The sequence below is a fragment of the Actinomadura sp. genome (assembly GCF_044508335.1).
Taxonomy (GTDB): Bacteria; Actinomycetota; Actinomycetes; order Streptosporangiales; family Streptosporangiaceae; genus Spirillospora.
The window spans coordinates 18,672-37,004 of record NZ_JBIQHY010000063.1 but is presented as its reverse complement, the minus strand read 5'-3'; the positions used below and the strand labels follow the sequence as shown (position 1 = coordinate 37,004).

Sequence of the window (18,333 nt, the reverse complement as noted above, 5' to 3'; positions counted from 1 at the left end):
CCCGGGGTCGTGTCCCGACCACGGGGCACCGGCCGTACGCTTAGGGCGAGGGCCGGACGTTCCGCCCCGTACGGGAAATCGGGAGGCGCTGTGGCAGGCAGCGGCGGCGACAGGCCGACGATGTCGGGAGCCAAGGGCTTCGCCATCATCCTCGCCGGGATGCTCGGCGTGCTCCTCCTGCTGTGGGGGCTCGCCGCGCTCGTCGCGCCCTGACCGGCGCCCGCTCACCGCCCCGGCTCACCGCGCCCGCTCACCGCCCCGGCTTACCCGCCTGCGCGGCTGCGGCGTCCTAGTGTGGCGGTCATGCCCACGCTCATCGTGCTCCGTCACGCCAAGGCCGTCGCCGGTTTCGGCACGGCAGACATCGACCGCGTCCTCAACGACCGCGGCCGCCGCGACGCCGCGGCGGCCGGGGAGTGGCTGCGCGCGAACGACCTCGTCCCCGAGCACGTGCTGTGCTCCCCCGCCGCCCGCACCCGCGAGACGCTCGGCCTGCTCGCGGTCGGCGCCGAGGTGAGCCACGAGCCGGGCATCTACGACAACGACCCCGAGGGGCTCCTCGCCCTGATCACCGAGGCGCCGGAGGAAGCGGGGACACTGCTGCTGGTCGGGCACAACCCGTCCGTGCACCAGCTCGTCCACGACCTCACCGGCCGGGCCCCGGAGTCCTTCCCCACGTGCGCGATCGCCGTGATCGACCTGCCGGGGGCGTGGAGCGACGCCCGGCCGGGCCTCGGCACGCTCCGCACCGTCCGCACCCCGAAGGGCTGATCCGCGGTCAGGGGCGGGGAGCCGCGGCGGCGAGGGACGACTCGACGACCGTCCCGGCGTCCCGGCGCAGCGACCGGATCGTGTGGCGGGTGCCGGACACCTGCAGCAGCGCCTGCCGCAGCGGGGTGACCTCCTCCCGGTCGACGCCCGCCTTGATCTCGGCGCGCCGCCGCCGGGTGATCGCGGACAGGTGCGAGTCGAGGTCGGCGAGCTCCTCGTCCAGCTCCTCGACCGGCCGGGCGTCCTGCGCGCCGAGTTCCTCCGGGTCCTCCACCAGCGTCGCGGTCTCCTCGAACCGGTCCGCGATCCGGTCGAGGATCTCCGGGACGGGCCCGGTGTCGACGGCCTCCGCGCGGGACAGCCGCGCGACCGCGATGAGGTGGTCGCGGGTGCGGTGCGCGGCGTGCACGGCTCTGTCCAGCTCGGCGATCAGCTCTTTGTCGGGGACCCGCTCGTGGCCGAGCCGGGCGCGGGTCTCGGCGACGGCCTCCGCCGCCCGCTCCGCCGCGACGATCCGGTCGTGCGGCAGCCGGGTCTCCTCGCCCGCGAGGACGTCCGCCGTGGAGCGGACGAGCCCGGCGTGCGTGTCGAGGAGCCGCCCCAGCTGCCGCGGCAGCCGCTCCAGGTGCCCGGCGGGCCACAGCAGCCGGACGGCGAGGTACGCCATGGCCGTCCCGGCGACGGTCAGCGCGATCCGCTCCCCGGCGGTGCGCCAGTCGGCGGGGGTGGAGAAGTCGAGCAGCATCATCGCGAGCGGCGTCCCGAACAGCGCCCAGTAGGCGAAGTTGACCGACCGCATCGCGAACCCGGCCATCGCGAACACGAAGGCGATCACGGCGACGGTGACCTGCCCGGGCGCGAGCGTGAGGATCACGGCGGCGATGGCGGCGCCGGCCGCGGTGCCGCCGACGCGCTGGACGAGCCGGTCGACGGTCTCGCCGTAGGTGGCGCGCAGGCTCAGCATCGCGGTGATCGTCGCCCAGTGCCCGTGCGAGAGGCCCGCCGCGGCGGCCACCGCCATGGACGCCACGGCCGTCACGAACACCCGCGACACCTGCCGGAAGGCGGGGGACCTGGTGCGGACGGCGCGCCGCGCCCGCTCCCACACCGGCATCGGGTCGAGGGTGCCGGGCATCCGCGGCGGCCCGAGCCCGATCCGCAGGCCGGCCGCGACGATGCGGCGGTTGGCGGCGACCTCGCCGGCGATGCGGTCGATGGAGCGCCGGACCTGGCTGATCAGCGCGACCGCGATGAGGTCCTCGTCGCCGGCGAGCCCGGCGCGCCGGATCTGCTCGGCGGCCCGCCCCATCCGCCGGACGGCCGCGGACTCCTCCCGGCCGAGCGGCGCCTCCCCGGCCGTCGCGATCCCGCCGGCGAGCAGCCGCAGCCGCGCGGCGAGCGCCGAGATCGCGGTCTGCGTCTCCAGCCGCCACTCCCGGTCGGGCGGATAGTTCTTCGCCGCCTCCAGGACGGCCTGCAGCGTCACCGTCTCGTGCAGGACGCGCGCCAGCCCGTCGATGAGCCGCTCGGGCCGCGTCGGGTCGCTCCTGCCGCGCCCGGTCCGGTACAGCCGGTAGGTGGCGCGGGCCGCCGTCAGCGCCTCCGACGCGGCCCGCCGCTTCTTCTCCCAGTCCGGCACCCGCGTGACGGCCAGCAGGTCGGGGTCGGTGAGCTCGACGGCCTCCAGCGGCTCCGGGTCGTGCGCGCCGACGTCCTCCGCGACGGCGTCGAGCGCCTCGGCGACCGCGTCGGCGCACTCGCTGAGCGACGCCCGCAGGGGGCGCAGCCGCCGGGCGGGCCACGGCGCGAGCAGCAGCCCGGCGGTGAGCAGCCCGCCGATCAGCTCCAGCAGCCCGACGGCGAGGACGTCCGCGGACGGCGGCCGGACGGCGCTCAGCAGCACCGCCAGCCCCGCCGTGGACCCGATCCGCGGCACCGCGACGCCGAGCGCGATCAGCGGCGGGACGACGACCACGGTCGGCCACAGGTGCCCGCTGAGCAGCCCGCCGACCGCCGCCCCGATCGCGACGACCGCGACGCCGACCGCGAGGCTGCGCGCCTGCGCCCCGTACGGGCCCTCGGGCGCCCGCAGCGCCACCAGGTACGCGCCGAGCGCGATCATCGAGCCCTGCGCGGCGTGCCCGGTCAGCGCCCCGGCGATCAGCGGCACGGCCACCGCGAGGGCGGCGGCCGCCCCGTACATGGGGCTCGCCTGCCCGTTCGCCTGCACGTACGCCTCCCGCGCACGCTTCAGCACCGCCGGCCCCTCCGCCTTCGCTAGCCCGCCCGCGGAGATCGTCCACCCCGCGCCTCACCCGTACCCCGATGATCACCCGCCTATGGCATGCGACCCGTACGGGGGCGCGGTGGAAGGGGGCTCAGCGGGAGTCGGCGGCGTCGGCGGCCTCGACCTCTTCGCGGGAGATGCCGAGGAGGAAGACGATCGTGTCCAGGTAGGGGACGTTCACGGCGGTGTCGGCGGCCTGCCGGACGACCGGTTTGGCGTTGTAGGCGATGCCGAGGCCGGCGGCCTGGAGCATGTCGAGGTCGTTGGCGCCGTCGCCGATGGCGACGGTCTGGCTGATGGGGATGCCGGCCTCGCGGGCGAAGCGTTCGAGGGCGGCGGCCTTGCCGGCGCGGTCGATGACGCGGCCGGTGACGCGGCCGGTGAGCTTGCCGTCGACGATCTCCAGGGTGTTGGCGGCGGAGTAGTCGATGCCGAGGTCGTCGACGAGGGCGTCGGTGACCTGGGTGAAGCCGCCGGAGACGATCGCGAACTTGTAGTCGAGGCGCTTCAGGGTGCGCACCATGGTGCGGGCGCCCGCGGCGAGGCGGAGCTTGCCGCGGACGTCGTCGATGGCCGACGCGTCCAGCCCGGCGAGCAGGGCGACGCGCTCGCGGAGGGAGCCCTCGAAGTCGAGTTCGCCGCGCATGGCGGCCTCGGTGACCTTGGCGACCTCGTCGAGGCAGCCGGCGTGCTCGGCGAGCAGCTCGATGACCTCGCCCTGGATGAGGGTGGAGTCGACGTCCATGACGATGAGGCGCTTGGCGCGCCGGCTGAGGCCGCTCTGCTGGACGGCGACGTCGACCTGCTGCTCGGCGGCCTCGGCGGTGAGGGCGGCGCGGAGCGCGTCGGGGTCGGCGCCGGAGACGTCCATCTCGATGCAGGTGACGGGGTTCTGCGCGAGCCGCTCGATGCGGTCGATGTTCGCGCCGTGCGCGGAGATGCGCCCCGCGATCCCGGCCATCGCGGCGGGCTTGAGGGGGGAGCCGAGGACCGTGACGTGGAGCCGCCCGATCCGTTTGGGCATCCGCCGGTTGCGGCCCGTGGAGAGCTCGATCTCCATGTCGAGGTCGTTCGCGACGTGCTCGGCGGCGTTCCAGACGCGTCCGATGTCGGCGCCCTCGCTGTAGGCGAGCAGGACGCCGAGGACGAGGCGGCCGCGGATCACGACCTGCTCCACGTCGGCGACCGTGAGCGGGAATTCCGCGAGTGTCCGGAAGAGACGCGATGTCACGCCGGGGCGGTCGCGTCCGGTGAGTGTGATGAGCAGCGTGCGCTGCGCTGACCCGTCCATAACTGTCATCCACGGTACCGGCCGTGACATGCGCGCCGTCGGCGAGGTCCAGCATGCGGGACGCTACATGATCAGGTTGAGGTCCCCGAACTCGTGCCAGAGGTAGCGCTCCGCCAGGGCGGCCTCGTAGGTGGCGGCGAGCAGGTCGCGGCCCGCGATGGCGGCGAGCATCATCAGGTGGGACGACCTGGGCTCGTGCAGGCCGGTGAGGAGGCCGTCGACGGCCCGGACGCCGTTCTCAGGGGTCACGACGTGCTCGGTCCAGCCGGAGGACGCCCGCACGCGTCCCGCGGCGTCCACGGCCGTCTCCAGGGCGCGCACGGCGGTCGTGCCGACGGCGATCACCCGGGCGCCCCGGGCGCGGACGTGCTCCACCAGCGCCGCGGTCGGCTCCGGGACGCTGTAGCGCTCGGTGTACGGGGGCTCGTGGGCCTCCGGGGACGCGACGCCGGTGTGGAGGGTGATCGGGGAGATCAGGACGCCGCGGGAGACGAGGCGCGTGACGAGGTCCGGCGTGAACGGGCGGGCCGCGCTCGGCATCTCCGCGCCGCCCGCGGAGCGGTCGTGGGCGAAGGCGGTCTGGTAGGCGGCGGCCGGCCAGTCGCGGCGGACGTACCCGTACCTGATCGGCGCGCCGTGCCGCCGCAGGTAGGGGACGACGTCGGTGCTCAGCCGGGCCTCCCACAGGCGTTTCGTCCGCCGCCGGACGAGCGTGAGGGTCGCGCCGCCGGGCAGGGGGATCCACTCGCCGGGGCAGCCGCCCGAGTAGGGGCGGGTGGCCTTGCCGGTGCGGCGGCGGAGCTCGACGAGCCACATCCGGTTCCCGGCGTCCGGCACCGGGGTGGAGAAGTGCACGCTGATCCGGTCGAGCCGGACGGCGGCGGGCAGCGTCGCCGAGGTGTTGACGACGAGGAGGTCGCCCGGGTCGAGCAGCGACGGCAGGTCGCGGAACGCCCGGTGGGCGACCGAGCCGTCCGCGCGCCGGGAGACCAGGAGGCGGACGCCGTCGCGGGCGCGGCCGCGCGCCTCCGGCGGCTCGTGGGCCTCCAGGGAGGGGGGCAGGGTGAACTCGACGGTCATTTCGGGACCTCCAGCCGCAGGGCGGCGAACGCGCCGGCCGCGGCGATCGCGGCGCACAGCGTCCCGGCGACGGCCAGGCCGGTGCCGAGGCGGGCGGCGCCGAAGGCGGTGACGAGGGCGCCCGCGACGCCGACGGCGAGGGACGAGCCGAGGGTGTCGCCGATCTGCATCGCGGACGTGTTGACGCCCTGCTCGCCCGCGGGCGACAGCCGCAGCAGCAGGACGGACAGGCTGCCGATCGCGAAGCCCATCCCGGCCCCCGCGACGATCCACGAGGGGACGGCGGCCCATCCGGAGACCTGGAGCGCGACCGTGGCGGAGCCGACACCCGCGATGATGCACAGCGCGCCGAGCAGCACATAGAACTCGCGGGACCGCGCGGACCTGCCCTGGACCTGCGCCGCGACCGACCAGCCCAGGGATCCGGCGGTCAGCACGATCCCGGCCTCCGCCGCGCTGAACCCGTGCAGCCGCATGAGGGCGAGCGGGATGAACACCTCCGCGCCGACGAACGCGCCGGACAGCAGGCCGCGGGCCAGGACGACGCTGGGCAGCCCGCGCCGGAACCGGAGCGTCCCGGCGGGCAGCAGCCGGGGCAGGCCGAACGCCAGGCCGGCGAGCCCGGCGGCCGCCGCGAGCGCCGCGCGGCCGGTCCCGTCCAGCCCGTAGAGCAGCAGCCCCGCGCCCGCCGCGACCGCGACGGCCGCCAGGGCGCGCTCCCCCGCCCGGCCGCCGCCCGCCGGGGCGCTCTCCCCGGCGGGGCGGCCGATGCCGCGCAGCGCGGGCACCAGGGCGAGGACGGGCGGGACCACCAGGGGGACGAGGCCCAGGAACACCCAGCGCCAGCCGACGTGCTCGGCGACGATCCCGCCGACCGCCGGGCCGATCAGGGACGGCAGCACCCACGCCGCCGACAGCGCCGCGAACACCCGGGGCCGCAGGTCCTCCGGGTAGACCCGCGCGATCACGACGTACATCGACACGAGCGAGACGCCGGTGCCGAGGCCCTGCACCGCGCGGCCGGCCACGAACAGCCCCATGGACGGCGCGGCCCCCGCGACCACCAGCCCGGTGACGAACGCGCCGAGCCCGATCAGGAACGGGCGGGACGGGCCGGACCGGTCGACCCAGCCGCCCGCGAGCACCGTGGACAGCAGGCTCATGATCAGCGTGGCGCTGAAGCCCCACGCGTACAGCGCGAGCCCGTCCAGGTCGTCCGCCACCACCGGCATGACGGTGCCGACGGCCATGTTCTCGAACGCCAGCAGCGTGACGACGAGGACGATCCCGAACGTCGCCCCCCGGAACCCGGCGGAGAGCACGCCCCGCCCCGGAGCGGGCATCCGCTCATGATCGAGGACGGCCGTCATCGCGCCTCCGCCAGGTCGGCCACCCGGTACCGGCCGCTCGGCGGCCGGGAGCCGATCAGCCGGCGGAGCGCGGCGGCGGCCGCGGACGGCGGCGGCGCGGCGTCGGCGTCCTCCCCGGCGGCGCGCAGCATGTCCGTGTTCATCTCGCCGGGATCGGCCCACCAGACGGCGACGTCCGGCTCCTCGGCCGCCAGGACGTGCGACAGCTGCTCCAGCGCCGCCTTGGACGCCCCGTAGCCGCCCCACGTCTCGTAGTCCTCCACGGCCGCGTCCGACGTGATGTTGAGGATCGCACCGCGCCGCCCCCGCAGGCCCGGTAGGAAGCCCTGGATCAGTGCGAGCGGCGCCAGCACGTTCGTCGCGAAGGTTTCGGCGAGGTCGCCGACCGGCAGCGAGGCGAGCCGCGGCATCGGCGTCGGGCCGAGGGTGCTCGCGTTGTTCACGAGCAGGTCGAGCCCGCCCGGCACCGCCCGGACGAGGTCGGCCCGGTGCGAGGGGTCGGCGACGTCCCCCGCGATCGCGGTCGCGCCGGTCTCTTCCGCGACCGCCGCCAGCGCGGCGGGATCGCGCGCGTCGATGACGAGGGTCCAGCCGTCCCGCGCCAGTTCCCGGGCGAGCGCCCGGCCGAGCCCCCGCGAACCACCTGTGATCAGTGCCGTTCTCATGCCTCCGACGCTAGGAACGGGTGCCGTCCCGGGGCATCGGCCGGCCGTTCCCGGGTGGCTGGTCAGATGGTCCTAGGACCAGGGTCCCGTCCGGGAGAACACCGATCCTCGTCCAGGCTGATTCGGGAAGACCCGCCCAGAGAGTACGGTCTTCACAAGTGGGCACCGCAGTGCGCTCGCGGGGGGAGAACGAGAGGCCGGGATGGAGACCGACGGCGGCCGCCGGGACGGCCAGGGCGCGACCCTGCACGCCGTGAGCTCCGCCGTGCTCGCGGTGACCCGGCACCTGTCCGTGCACGAGGTCCTGCAGGTGATCGTGCGGGCGGCCGCCCGGCTGCTGGACGCCCGGTACGCCGCGCTCGGCGTCCCCGACGACGAGGGCTCGTTCGCCGAGTTCGTCGTCGCGGGCGTCTCGGACGAGCAGTGGGAGCGGATCGGCCCGCTGCCCCGCCAGCACGGCATGCTCGCCGCAATGCTGAAGGGCGACGCGCCGAAGCGGCTGAGCGACATCCGCCGGGAGCCGGAGTTCGAGGGCTGGCCGGTCGCGCATCCCGTCCTGAAGGACTTCCTCGGCGTCCCGATCCGCGACGGCGAGGACGTGCTCGGCATCATCTTCCTGGCCAACAAGCGGACCCCGGGCGGCTTCACCGAGGACGACGAGGAAGTGCTCACCCTGTTCGCGGCGCACGCGGCGATCGCGATGGCGAACGCCCGCCTCTACGAGCACAACCGCGAGCTGACGGTCGTCGCTGAGCGCAACCGGATGGCCCGCGAGCTGCACGACGCCGTCGCGCAGAAGCTGTTCTCGCTGCGGCTCACCGCGCGCACCGCGTCCGCGCTGGCCGAGCGCGACCCGGCGCGGACCGTCCGGGAGCTGGAGCAGGTCGAGCGGCTCGCCGCCGACGCCCTCGCCGAGCTGCGCGCCGTGATCTGGGAGCTGCGGCCCGCCGACCTCGCGGACGGCCTGGTCGCGTCGCTGCGCAAGCACGTCGAGGTCCTCGACCGGGCGCACGAGGCGACGGTCCGCCTCGCCGCGGACGAGACCGTCGTCCTGCCGGAGGAGCACGAGGCGGTCGCGTTCCGCATCACCCAGGAGGCGCTGTACAACGCGCTGCGGCACGCCCGCGCGGAGACCGTCGAGGTCCGCCTCGCCGTGGAGGACGGGCGGGCCCTGCTGGAGGTCGCCGACGACGGGGACGGTTTCGACGCGTCCGATTCCGACCCGCAGGGCGGGCTCGGGCTCGCCTCCATGCGCGACAGGGCATACTCCATCGGCGGCGCACTCACGATCGACGCCGCGCCGGGGAAGGGCACGACCGTCCGGCTGGAGGTGCCGCTGTGAGCGCGGGGACCATCAAGGTGCTGATCGCCGACGACCACCCGGTCGTCCGGCAGGGCCTGCGCACGTTCCTCGGCATCCAGGACGACATCGAGGTCGTCGGCGAGGCCGGGGACGGCGCGTCGGCCGTGACACTGGCCGAATCCCTGGAGCCCGATATCGTGCTCCTGGACCTCAAGATGCCGGGCGCCGACGGTCTGGCCGCGCTGACGGAGCTGCGGGCTCGTGGGGTGAAGGCACGGGTCCTGGTCCTCACCAGCGTCACGGAGCGCGGCCACGTGCTGCCGGCCGTGCAGGCGGGTGCGGCCGGGTATCTGTACAAGGACGTCGACCCGCAGGCGCTCGTCCAGGCGATCAGGGCGGTCAACGACGGGCACGTCCTGTTCGCGCCGGACGCGGCCGAGGCGATGCTGCGGGACGGGACGGCCGGACGGGACGACGACCGCGGCCTGGCCGCGCTGACCGAACGGGAACGGGAGGTGCTCGTGCACATCGCGCGAGGCAGGTCCAACCGGGAGATCGCGCGCGCTCTCGTGGTGTCCGAGAAGACGGTCAAGACGCACGTCAGTAATCTGCTCATGAAACTGGGAGTCCAGGATCGGACGCAGGCGGCGCTCTACGCGGTCCGGCACGGTGTCGGAACGTCCGGCGCGGCCGGGGAAACCGGGGAATCCACCGTCCGCTACTGATAAAACTCCTCTGACAGGATCGTCATCGAAATCGGTATGAACGTAGCAATCAGGTACGCAGCAGGCAGCGACATCGGGTGCAACCGGGAGAACAACGAGGACTCCGGTTACGCCGGTGCGCGGTTGATCGCGGTCGCGGACGGCATGGGCGGCTATGCGGGCGGCGAGGTCGCGAGCTCGACCGTCATCGGCTCGCTGCGCTCGCTCGACACCGCCGCCCCCCAGGACGATCTTGTCGAGGTGCTGGGCCGCGCCGTGGCCGAGGCCAACGAGAAGCTCCGCATCGTCCGCGAGGAACGGCCCGACCTCAGCCGGATGGGCACCACGCTCACGGCGATGCTCTGGTCCGGCGAGTCCGTGGCGCTGGCGCACGTCGGCGACTCGCGCGGCTATCTGCTGCGCGACGGCGAGCTGTTCCAGATGACGCAGGACCACACCATGGACGAGCTGCTCAAAGCGGAGGCGGCGGAGCAGGGCCAGCAGGCCGACCCCGCCGAGACGTCGCGGCTGTCGCACGTCCTCTACCGCGTGCTGGACGGCCGGGAGGACCGCGAGCCCGACCTGCGGCTGCGCGAGGCCCGGCTCGGCGACCGGTACCTGCTGTGCTCGGACGGCCTGAGCGGCCCGGTCGACGCGCAGGCGATCTACGAGGTCGTGTCGGCGGAGGCCGATCCGCAGCGCGCCGTGGACCGGCTGATCGAGCTGGCCCGCGAGAACGGCGGCCCCGACAACATCACCGCGGTCATCGCCGACGTCGTCGAGGCCGAGCACTTCCACGGCGGCGAGGGCCCCATCGTCGTCGGCGCCGCCGCGCAGTCCTGAGCCCCACCCCTCCAGGCGGGAGCGGCCCGCGCCCTCGGAGCGCACGCGCGTGCCCGAGCCCGCAGCACCCGGTGCCGGCGACCGGCGTCCGCATCCGGCCGCAGCACCGCCCGAGACCCCGCCACGCCCTTCGCGCCCTCACTCGCGCCCTGTCCCTTCCCTCCCGCCCCACCCTTGCTCCGCCAGACGGGCCATCGCCTTCCCCGCGTCCGCCGTCCGGACGAATTCATGAACTCTTAGCGTGAAAGAGCGCCCACGTACCTGGCGATTTGTCTTACTCTTGCCCGTGGAGTGGTGTCAGTGCGCGTTCGGTAACGGTCCTATCGCGGATCGTTGCCCGGACTTGACCGGGCTCCGGGTGCACCCGGTATACGGGTCACTCACCTGTCTGTCATCGAGGCGGAGGATTCGTTGGGGGGAGCGCCCGGGGCGGCGGCCACCGGTGCACCGGTCGGTGTGCTCGGGGGGATCGTCAGCCGGACCCTCACCGCAGCGCGGCACGGCCCCATGGGCGCGGTGCTGCGCGTTGCGGCGATGGCCGTCGCGGCCATCGGCGCGTCATGGATCCACCGCGTCAACGACCCCGGCGTGCTCTGTCCCCTGCGGGCGCTCACCGGAATCCCGTGTCCCATGTGCGGGGGCACGACCGTGTTCATCGAGCTCGGCTCGGGCCGCCCGGCCCAGGCCGTCCTCGCGAACCCGGTCGCTCTGACCGGCGCGATCGCCGTCGCCGCCGCACCGCTGGGCCTGGGACGACGGTGGTGGGCACTCCAGCCGAAGACCCGCGCCTGGATGCTCGGCACCGTCCTCGTGGGGTCGGAGCTGTGGCAGCTCGTCCGGTTGGGAGTCCTCCGGGTTTGAGCCGAGGTCGATCCTCGGCCAGACTTGCGGAGCCCACCGGGTCCGGCGGGCGTCACATATACCAAAGGGTCAATCAATAAGGAGCAAGTGTGGGTAACCCCTACGACCCGTACGGTCAGCAGCCGGGCTACGGGCAGCAGCAGCCCGGGTACGGCCAGCAGCCCCCGGCCCAGCCCGGTTACGGCCAGCCCCCGGCGCAGCCCGGTTACGGCCAGCCGCCGGCGCAGCCGGCCTACGGCCAGCCCGCGGCGCAGCCCGGGTACGGCCAGCAGCCTCCGGCCCAGCCCGGCTACGGCGCCCCGGCGGCGCCCGCGCAGCCCGGCTACCAGGAGATCCACCACCACCACTACGGCTCGACCGGCCAGCTGGCCGAGTGGGGCTCGCGTGCGGGTGGCTACATCATCGACTACCTGATCTTCGCCGGTCCGGTCTTCGTCCTCTACCTGCTCAGCTTGCTGCTGACGAGTTCCGGCAGCGGCGGCGCGGCGGTGCTGGGCCTGCTGTTCATGCTGGTCGGCTTCGCCCTCTCCATCGCCGGCGGCCTCTGGATCTGCTACCAGGAGGGCACCACCGGCCAGTCCATCGGCAAGCGCCAGATGGGCATCCGCCTGGTCAGCGCGCAGACCGGCCAGCCCATCGGCTTCGGCATGGCGTTCGTCCGGAAGCTCGCCCACATCGCGGACAGCTTCCTGTGCTACATCGGCTTCCTCTGGCCGCTGTGGGACGACCGCAAGCAGACCTTCGCCGACAAGATCTGCAACACCATCGTGGTCCGCGCCTGACCCACGACCGCGAGAACGGGGCGCCCTCGGCCGGGGGCGCCCCGTTTCGCGTCGAGAGGGGCGCTCGTCCGCCCGTGCCCGCTAGCGCTCGGTCCCGGGGACCGGGTCGAACGCGCTGTTGCAGGCGGCGACCAGGGCGCGGCGGACGGCGGCGTCCAGGAGGCGCAGGGCCTCGCCGCGGCGGCGCATCTGGTCGGCGCTGAGGCCGCGGTCGTCCAGCCGCCGGGCCAGGTCGACGACGCGGGACAGCCGGCCGGCGAGCGCGGCGACGCGGTGCGCGCGGGCAGGGTGCCCGGGGGCGAGCGGGTGGCCGCCGCGCTCGGGGTCGCGCAGGTCGACGAGCGCGTCCGCGATCTCGGGCGGCACGCCCGCGAAGTCGTCGACGGTCAGCAGCGCCTCGGTGGCGTCCCGCATGGCGAGGGTGAGCCGCCGGTCGGCCTCGGCGAGGGACGGGACGTCGGGCAGGGCCGCCGACGCCTCGTGCGGCGTCCAGCGGACGCCGACGTAGGACGAGCCGCGCCGGTCCTCGGCGGGGACGAGGCCCATGGCCCGGCCGTCCAGGACGGCGACGACCGCGGCGCCCGCCTCGATCGCCGCGGCGTTGAACGCGGGCGGCCCGGTCAGCCCCAGCGGGTCGCCGGGCTCGGGCAGCGCGAGCCGCAGCGCCGACAGGCCGCCGACGCGCAGGTCGCCGAGGCCGCGGCGCAGCGTCACCTCGGCGGGCTCGCCGCCGAGGATCTGCGGCCCGGCGGCCTTCTCGACCGCGTCGACCGCCTCGTCCAGGCCGACGTGCCCGGTCAGCCAGGCGTTGCCCCAGGCGACCAGGGACGTCGCTACGGCCCCGCTCATACTGTCGTGCTCATTCTCGGACTCTCCGCAACGGGCATGCGAACCACGATAAGCGCTCGGATCGCCTGTTCCACCGGACGTAAGGGACCTATCGCGGCGGAGGAGCGCGGTGGGACCGCCGTTTCCACCGGGGATCCGGGGAGCCGCGGCCGTCCCGCATCACATAGGTTCTTTCCTGAGACCGAGATCACGGACCACCCGGATTGGGGACGAAGGCACGCATGGCCGGCGAGGTACTTCAGCTCCGCGGAGTCGGGGTCAGGCGCGGCGCGGCGACCCTGCTGCGCGGCGTCACATGGACGGTGAACGAGGGCGAGCGGTGGGTCATCGTCGGCCCGAACGGGGCCGGGAAGACGACGCTGCTGCAGATCGCCGCGGCGATGATGCATCCCACCGAGGGCACGGCCGAGATCCTGGAGGAGGAGCTCGGCCGCACCGACGTGTTCGAGCTGCGCCCCCGCATCGGCATCGCCAGCTCGTCCGTCGCGGAGAAGGTCCCGGCCGGCGAGACGGTCATCGACCTGGTGCTGACCGCCTCGTACGCCATCATCGGCCGCTGGCGGGAGGAGTACGACTCCACCGACGTGGACCGCGCCGTCGCGCTGCTGGAGGCGCTCGGCTGCGCCGACCTGGTCCGCCGCACGTTCAGCACGCTGTCGGAGGGCGAGCGCAAGCGCGTCCAGATCGCCCGCGCCCTCATGCCGGACCCGGAGCTCCTCCTGCTGGACGAGCCCGCCGCCGGCCTCGACCTCGGCGGCCGGGAGGACCTCGTCTCCCGCCTCGCCGCCCTGGCCGCCGACCCGGCCGCGCCCACGATGGCGATGGTGACGCACCATGTGGAGGAGGTCCCCGAGGGCTTCACCCACGCGCTGCTCCTGCGCGCGGGCGAGATCGTCGCGCAGGGCAAGGTCGACGAGGTGTTCACGCCGGAGCACCTGTCCGGGACGTTCGGGCTCCCGCTGGCCGTCGACCGGCAGAACGGGCGCTGGTACGCCCGCTCTCTGCGCTGAAACGCACCCTGCCCGCGCGGTGAACTGCGGCGTTACCTACCATCGTGGGGCATTGCGTAATCGTGGGACCAGAGTGGGTGCTCCTTGGACGTCCTTGACGCGGCCGCGGTGTTCGCCGCCGGGGTCGCCGCCGGCGGGATCAACGCCATCGTCGGCTCCGGCTCGCTGATCACTTTCCCGACGCTGGTCGCGCTCGGGTATCCGCCGGTGATGGCGAACGTCTCCAACAACGTGGGCCTGGTGTCGGGGAACATCAGCGGCGCGTACGGGTACCGCCGGGAGCTCCGCGGGCAGCGCCGCCGGCTGCTGCGGCTCGGCACCGCGTCGCTGATCGGCGCGATCGCGGGCGGCCTGCTGCTGCTCGCGCTGCCGCCGGAGGCGTTCGACGTCATCGTGCCCGGCCTGATCCTGATCGCGCTGGTGCTCGTGGTCGTCCAGCCCCGGCTGCAGGCGTGGCTGAAGGCGCGCCGGGACGGGGAGGCCGCGCACCGGCCGGACGGCGGCCTGGTCCTGTGGCTGGGCGTGCTGGGCACCGGCGTGTACGGCGGGTACTTCGGGGCCGCGCAGGGCATCGTGCTGATCGCGCTGCTCGGCATCGCGCTGGACGACGACCTCCAGGTGCTGAACGGCGTCAAGAACGCGATGGCGGCCATCGTCAACGGCACGGCCGCGCTGCTGTTCACGGTGATGTGGCTGCTCGGCCGGACGGAGATCAGCTGGGTGGCGGTGCTGCTGATCGCGGTCGGCTCCACCGTCGGCGGGCTGCTCGGCGCGCGGCTCGGCCGGCGCATCCCGCCGCTGATGCTGCGCGGCGTGATCGTGGCCGTCGGCGCGATCGCGATCTTCGAGCTGCTGACCAACTGACCCGCGCCGCCGCAGGATTGCCGGGCCCCTGTTCCGGGTATATATCGAACGTGCGTTCGAACATGGGAGGGCGGCGCGGATGAAGGGCGACCGGGTCGAGATCGTGGTGGACGTCGGCGGCTCGGCCACCAGGACCTACGAGGTGACCGCGACCCGCGCCGGGCGCCGCGTGGAGATCGCCAACCGGCGTGGGATCGTCGAGGTCAGCGAGGTGACCCGCACCGGCACGGCGGTGCGGACCGCCCGCTTCATGTCCAGCCGCGTCCTCGCGCTCGTGGAGCACCCCGCGTCGGACGCGCCGCCGGCCGACGGGTCATAGGCCGCGGTTCAGACCAGGGGGCGGACCTGGAGGGTGCCCTCTTCGGTCACCCGGGTTTCGAAGGCCGGCTGGCGGGCGGTCGCGGGGCCGTGGACGACCGAGCCGTCCGCTACCCGGAAAGTGCTGCCGTGCCAGGGGCAGACGACGCAGACGTCGGCGTTGTCGTCGTTGACGATGCGGCCCTGGTGGAGGGGGCCGGCCAGGTGGCTGCACCGGTCGGTGAGGACGTGGACGTCGTCGCCGATGCGCAGCACGAACAGGTTGATGTAGCCGAGGCGGCGGGTGACCGGCCAGCCGTCGGGGAGGTCGGCGGCGGAGCACACGTCGTGCCAGCCGAGCGTGACGAGGTGGCCGACCTTCTCGGCGTGGCTGGCGCCCGCGGCCTGCCGGAAGGCGAGGTGCCTGCCGAGGAAGCCGCCCGCGAGCAGGGTGGACAGGCCGGCGAAGCCGAACGCGCGGCCGGCGGCGTCGCGGCCCTGGTAGCGGGCCACCAGGGACGCCGAGTACAGCAGGCCGGTCGTGGCCATCCCGGCGGCGTGGACGAGGCCGACGCGCTGCTGCTCGCGGTGCAAAGAGCCCCAGTCGGCGATGCCGGTGAGGGCGGTCGGCAGGGCGCCGGCGAGCCCGGCGGCGACGAGGGCCTGCGAGGCGCGCCGCGTCCCCGGCACGAGGTCGAGGACGGCGGCGGACAGCCACAGCCCGAAGGGCACGTCGGTGAGCGGCGGGTGCGCGGGATGGCCCAGCGGGACGCCGTGCAGGGCGTCCTTGACCGGCCCCGGGTGCACCGTGCGGCGCACGGCCGTGGACAGGACGCGGATGGTACGGTCCAAACCGCTCGCCTGCGCGAGCGCGTCGGGGGCGTCCGCCAGCCGCGCGGACGTCTGGGGCCGGGACCCGCGCCGGAATATGTTCACCCGTCGGGGCATGTCCCCTCCTCCGCGGTCATGAGACGCCTGGTGCGACATTAGTCTTCCGCGTTCGCCAGCGGCCAGTCATACCTACCTGCGGCCGGGAGGGGCTAAACCACGGGGTCAGGGCGCCGCGGGCGCCAGGGTGACGGGTACTCCGCTGAAGACGGCGTTGCCGGACAGGGGGTCGATCTCCTGTTCGTCGGTGACGGCGTTGACGTTGACGCCCGCGTGCTCGCGCGCCACGGCCGCCCGTGTCCCGGGACGGTCGTGGCCCCACCCGTGCGGCAGGCTGACGACGCCGGGCATGACGGTGTCGGTGGGCTCGGCCACGGCGTCGACGCTGCCCGTCCGGGACGTGACCCGGACCGTGTCGCCCGCGCTGACGCCGAGGCGGTCGGCGTCCGCGGGGTTCAGCTGGAGGGTGCAGGAGTTCGATCCGCGCACCAGTTCGGGGACGTTGTGCAGCCAGCTGTTGTTGGAGCGCAGGTGGCGGCGCCCGATCAGGACCATCCCGCCGGCCGGGGCGTCGCGCAGGGCGGCGTGCAGCCGGTCGACGTCGGCGGCGAACGTGGGCGGGCACAGCTCGATCCGGCCGGACGTGGTGCAGAGCACCTCGTCCAGGCGCGGCTTGAGGGCGCCGAGGTCGAGGCCGTGCGGGTGCTCGGTGCGCAGCCGGGTCAGGGTGAGGCCGGACGGGTCGGCGCCGAAGCCGTCGCCGTAGGGGCCGAGGCGCAGCATCATGTCGAGCCGCTGCTCGGTGAGCGTGCCGGTGTCGAGCATCTTGCGCAGCTCGTCCGGTTCGCGGCCGTGCACCGGGGAGCCTTCGAGCGCGGTCGCCTTCGCCAGCGTCGAGGTGATGATCATCTCGTCGAGGGCGGCCGGGTCGCCGTCCGACCCGGACGCGATCATGGCGAGCCGGCCGAGGATGGCGGCCTCGCTGGGGCGCCCGTCCGGCAGCGGGACGACGGGCGGCGAGTAGCGCGCGTAGTCGCGGACGGCGAGCCCGGTCAGCGCGATGTCGTAGTGCGGCGTCTGCGCGGGGCGCGGCGGCGGCAGGATCACCTGCGCGTGCCGCGTCGTCTCGTTCAGGTACGGGTCGACGCTCACCATGAACTCCAGCCCGGCGAGCGCGCGGTCGAGCCGGGCGGCGTTCGGCGCCGACAGCGCCGGGTTCCCGCCGATGGTGATCAGCGCCCTGACCCGGCCTTCGCCCTCGGTCTCGATCTCGTCCGCGAGGGTCGCGACCGGGAACTCGCCGTTGACCTCGGGCAGCCCGCGCACGCGGCTGCGCCACCGCCCGGTCGTGAACGGCTTGCGGCGCCGGTACACGGGCGCGTGCGCGGGGCGCGGGAACATCGCGCCGCCCTCCCGGTCGAGGTTCCCGGTGAGGACGTTCAGGGCGTCCACGAGCCAGCTGTTGAGCGTCCCGTACGCCTGCGTGCAGGTCCCGATGCGCCCGTAGACGGCGGCGCGGTCCGCGGCGGCCAGTTCCCGGGCCGTCCGCCGGATCGCGTCCGCCGGGATGCCGGTCCTGGACGCGACGCGCTCGGGGGCGAAGTCGACGGCGAGGGCGCGCAGGTCGTCCTGCCCGTTGACCCGCCCGGCCAGGCGGTCGTCGACGAGGTCCTCGGCGAAGAGGGTGTGCACGAGCGCCATGAGGAAGAACGCGTCCGTGCCGGGGCGGATGAACAGGTGCTCGTCGGCCAGCGCGGCCGTCCGGGTGCGGCGCGGGTCGACGACCGTGACCTTGCCCCCGCGCGCCTTGATCGCCTTCAGCCGCCCGGGGAAGTCGGGCGCCGACGCGAGGCTCCCGTTGGACTCCAGCGGGTTCGCCCCCAGCATCAGCAGATGCCGCGTCCGGTCGAGGTCGGGCACCGGGATCGCGAGCGGGTCGCCGAACATGTGCCCGCACGAGACGTGCTTCGGCATCTGGTCGGCGGTGCTGGCGGTGAACAGGTTGCGCGTGCCGAGCGCCTTCACGATCGCGCCGCCGTACAGCGGCCCGGCGATCGAGTGGGCGGTCGGGTTGCCGATGTAGACGGCGACCGCGTCCCGGCCGTGCCGCCCGATGACGTCGGCGAGCCCCTGCCGGACGGCCGCGAACGCCTCGTCCCACCCGGCCGCCTCGCCGTTGACCAGCGGCTCCGCCAGCCGGTCGGGGTCGCCGTCGAGGCGGCCGAGCGTCGCGCCCTTGGGGCAGATGAAGCCCTTGCTGAACGGATCCTTGTCATCGCCCCGCACGCGGGTCACGGCTCCCGCGTCGTCCAGGGTCAGTTCGAGCCCGCACAGGGCTTCGCAGAGGGGACAGGTGCGGAACGCCGTGCGGTCGCCCATCGAGACACTCCTTGTGAACGGGACCGTCGGCCCCATGATGACCGGTCGGCCGCCCCCGCACCATGGCCGCCCCCCAGGCATGGCCGTAA

The 18,333-nt window shown here is 74.4% G+C and carries 18 protein-coding genes; 10 read left to right on the top strand and 8 right to left on the bottom strand.

Annotation, left to right across the window (positions count from 1 at the left end):
* Nucleotides 1–90: 90 nt before the first annotated feature.
* Both ACIWVC_RS21050 and ACIWVC_RS21045 read left to right on the top strand, forming a co-directional pair.
* On the top strand, nt 91–213 hold the full coding sequence (locus tag ACIWVC_RS21050) for a hypothetical protein (protein WP_396449393.1): 123 nt from the start codon (nt 91–93) through the stop codon (nt 211–213).
* 90 nt (nt 214–303) lie between these two features.
* On the top strand, nt 304–771 hold the full coding sequence (locus ACIWVC_RS21045; protein WP_396449392.1) for a SixA phosphatase family protein: 468 nt from the start codon (nt 304–306) through the stop codon (nt 769–771).
* Nucleotides 772–778: 7 nt separating this feature from the next.
* Here the strand turns inward: ACIWVC_RS21045 and ACIWVC_RS21040 are convergent, their stop codons facing one another.
* From ACIWVC_RS21040 to ACIWVC_RS21020, 5 genes are all read right to left on the bottom strand, one after another.
* Nucleotides 779–3,028 (bottom strand): FUSC family protein, encoded by a 2,250-nt coding sequence (locus ACIWVC_RS21040; protein WP_396449391.1) that lies wholly within the window; start codon nt 3,026–3,028, stop codon nt 779–781.
* Nucleotides 3,029–3,149: 121 nt separating this feature from the next.
* The gene (gene serB / locus ACIWVC_RS21035; RefSeq protein ID WP_396449390.1) at nt 3,150–4,349 is read right to left on the bottom strand and encodes a phosphoserine phosphatase SerB; all 1,200 of its coding nucleotides are present in this window, start codon (nt 4,347–4,349) and stop codon (nt 3,150–3,152) included.
* A 63-nt stretch (nt 4,350–4,412) separates the two neighbouring features.
* Nucleotides 4,413–5,429 (bottom strand): S-adenosylmethionine:tRNA ribosyltransferase-isomerase, encoded by a 1,017-nt coding sequence (locus ACIWVC_RS21030; RefSeq protein WP_396449389.1) that lies wholly within the window; start codon nt 5,427–5,429, stop codon nt 4,413–4,415.
* Entirely contained in the window at nt 5,426–6,772 is a 1,347-nt protein-coding gene (locus ACIWVC_RS21025; protein WP_396449388.1) for an MFS transporter, read from the bottom strand. Before ACIWVC_RS21025 ends, ACIWVC_RS21030 begins: the two co-directional genes overlap by 4 nt.
* Before the next feature lie 23 nt (nt 6,773–6,795).
* Nucleotides 6,796–7,464: an SDR family NAD(P)-dependent oxidoreductase gene (locus ACIWVC_RS21020; RefSeq protein WP_396449387.1), complete on the bottom strand. Its 669-nt coding sequence runs from the start codon at nt 7,462–7,464 to the stop codon at nt 6,796–6,798.
* 202 nt (nt 7,465–7,666) lie between these two features.
* Between ACIWVC_RS21020 and ACIWVC_RS21015 the strand changes: the two genes are divergently transcribed.
* From ACIWVC_RS21015 to ACIWVC_RS20995, 5 genes are all read left to right on the top strand, one after another.
* Complete coding sequence (locus ACIWVC_RS21015; protein ID WP_396449386.1) at nt 7,667–8,806, top strand: GAF domain-containing sensor histidine kinase; 1,140 nt, start codon at nt 7,667–7,669, stop codon at nt 8,804–8,806.
* Complete coding sequence (locus ACIWVC_RS21010; protein ID WP_396449385.1) at nt 8,803–9,492, top strand: response regulator; 690 nt, start codon at nt 8,803–8,805, stop codon at nt 9,490–9,492. Before ACIWVC_RS21015 ends, ACIWVC_RS21010 begins: the two co-directional genes overlap by 4 nt.
* 36 nt (nt 9,493–9,528) lie before the next feature.
* Entirely contained in the window at nt 9,529–10,314 is a 786-nt protein-coding gene (locus tag ACIWVC_RS21005) for a PP2C family protein-serine/threonine phosphatase (protein WP_396449384.1), read from the top strand.
* A 456-nt stretch (nt 10,315–10,770) separates the two neighbouring features.
* Nucleotides 10,771–11,175, top strand: a complete 405-nt coding sequence (locus ACIWVC_RS21000; protein WP_396449383.1) for a DUF2752 domain-containing protein — start codon at nt 10,771–10,773, stop codon at nt 11,173–11,175.
* Between the two features lie 89 nt (nt 11,176–11,264).
* Nucleotides 11,265–11,957 (top strand): RDD family protein, encoded by a 693-nt coding sequence (locus ACIWVC_RS20995; RefSeq protein ID WP_396449382.1) that lies wholly within the window; start codon nt 11,265–11,267, stop codon nt 11,955–11,957.
* An 81-nt stretch (nt 11,958–12,038) separates the two neighbouring features.
* On the opposite strand, the gene ACIWVC_RS20990 is transcribed toward ACIWVC_RS20995, so the two are convergent.
* Nucleotides 12,039–12,806: a hypothetical protein gene (locus ACIWVC_RS20990; protein WP_396449381.1), complete on the bottom strand. Its 768-nt coding sequence runs from the start codon at nt 12,804–12,806 to the stop codon at nt 12,039–12,041.
* Nucleotides 12,807–13,027: 221 nt separating this feature from the next.
* Between ACIWVC_RS20990 and ACIWVC_RS20985 the strand changes: the two genes are divergently transcribed.
* The 3 genes from ACIWVC_RS20985 (at nt 13,028) to ACIWVC_RS20975 (ending at nt 14,999) form a co-directional block, all read left to right on the top strand.
* Nucleotides 13,028–13,816, top strand: coding sequence for an ABC transporter ATP-binding protein (locus tag ACIWVC_RS20985; RefSeq protein ID WP_396449380.1), 789 nt, complete (start codon nt 13,028–13,030; stop codon nt 13,814–13,816).
* An 84-nt stretch (nt 13,817–13,900) separates the two neighbouring features.
* Nucleotides 13,901–14,680, top strand: coding sequence for a sulfite exporter TauE/SafE family protein (locus ACIWVC_RS20980; RefSeq protein ID WP_396449379.1), 780 nt, complete (start codon nt 13,901–13,903; stop codon nt 14,678–14,680).
* Between the two features lie 79 nt (nt 14,681–14,759).
* Nucleotides 14,760–14,999, top strand: coding sequence for a hypothetical protein (locus tag ACIWVC_RS20975; RefSeq protein WP_396449378.1), 240 nt, complete (start codon nt 14,760–14,762; stop codon nt 14,997–14,999).
* A gap of 8 nt (nt 15,000–15,007) precedes the next feature.
* Here ACIWVC_RS20975 and ACIWVC_RS20970 read toward each other — a convergent pair whose 3' ends face one another.
* Both ACIWVC_RS20970 and ACIWVC_RS20965 read right to left on the bottom strand, forming a co-directional pair.
* On the bottom strand, nt 15,008–15,925 hold the full coding sequence (locus tag ACIWVC_RS20970; RefSeq protein ID WP_396449377.1) for a Rieske 2Fe-2S domain-containing protein: 918 nt from the start codon (nt 15,923–15,925) through the stop codon (nt 15,008–15,010).
* Nucleotides 15,926–16,030: 105 nt separating this feature from the next.
* Nucleotides 16,031–18,244: a molybdopterin oxidoreductase family protein gene (locus tag ACIWVC_RS20965; protein WP_396454453.1), complete on the bottom strand. Its 2,214-nt coding sequence runs from the start codon at nt 18,242–18,244 to the stop codon at nt 16,031–16,033.
* Between the last annotated feature and the right edge of the window lie 89 nt (nt 18,245–18,333).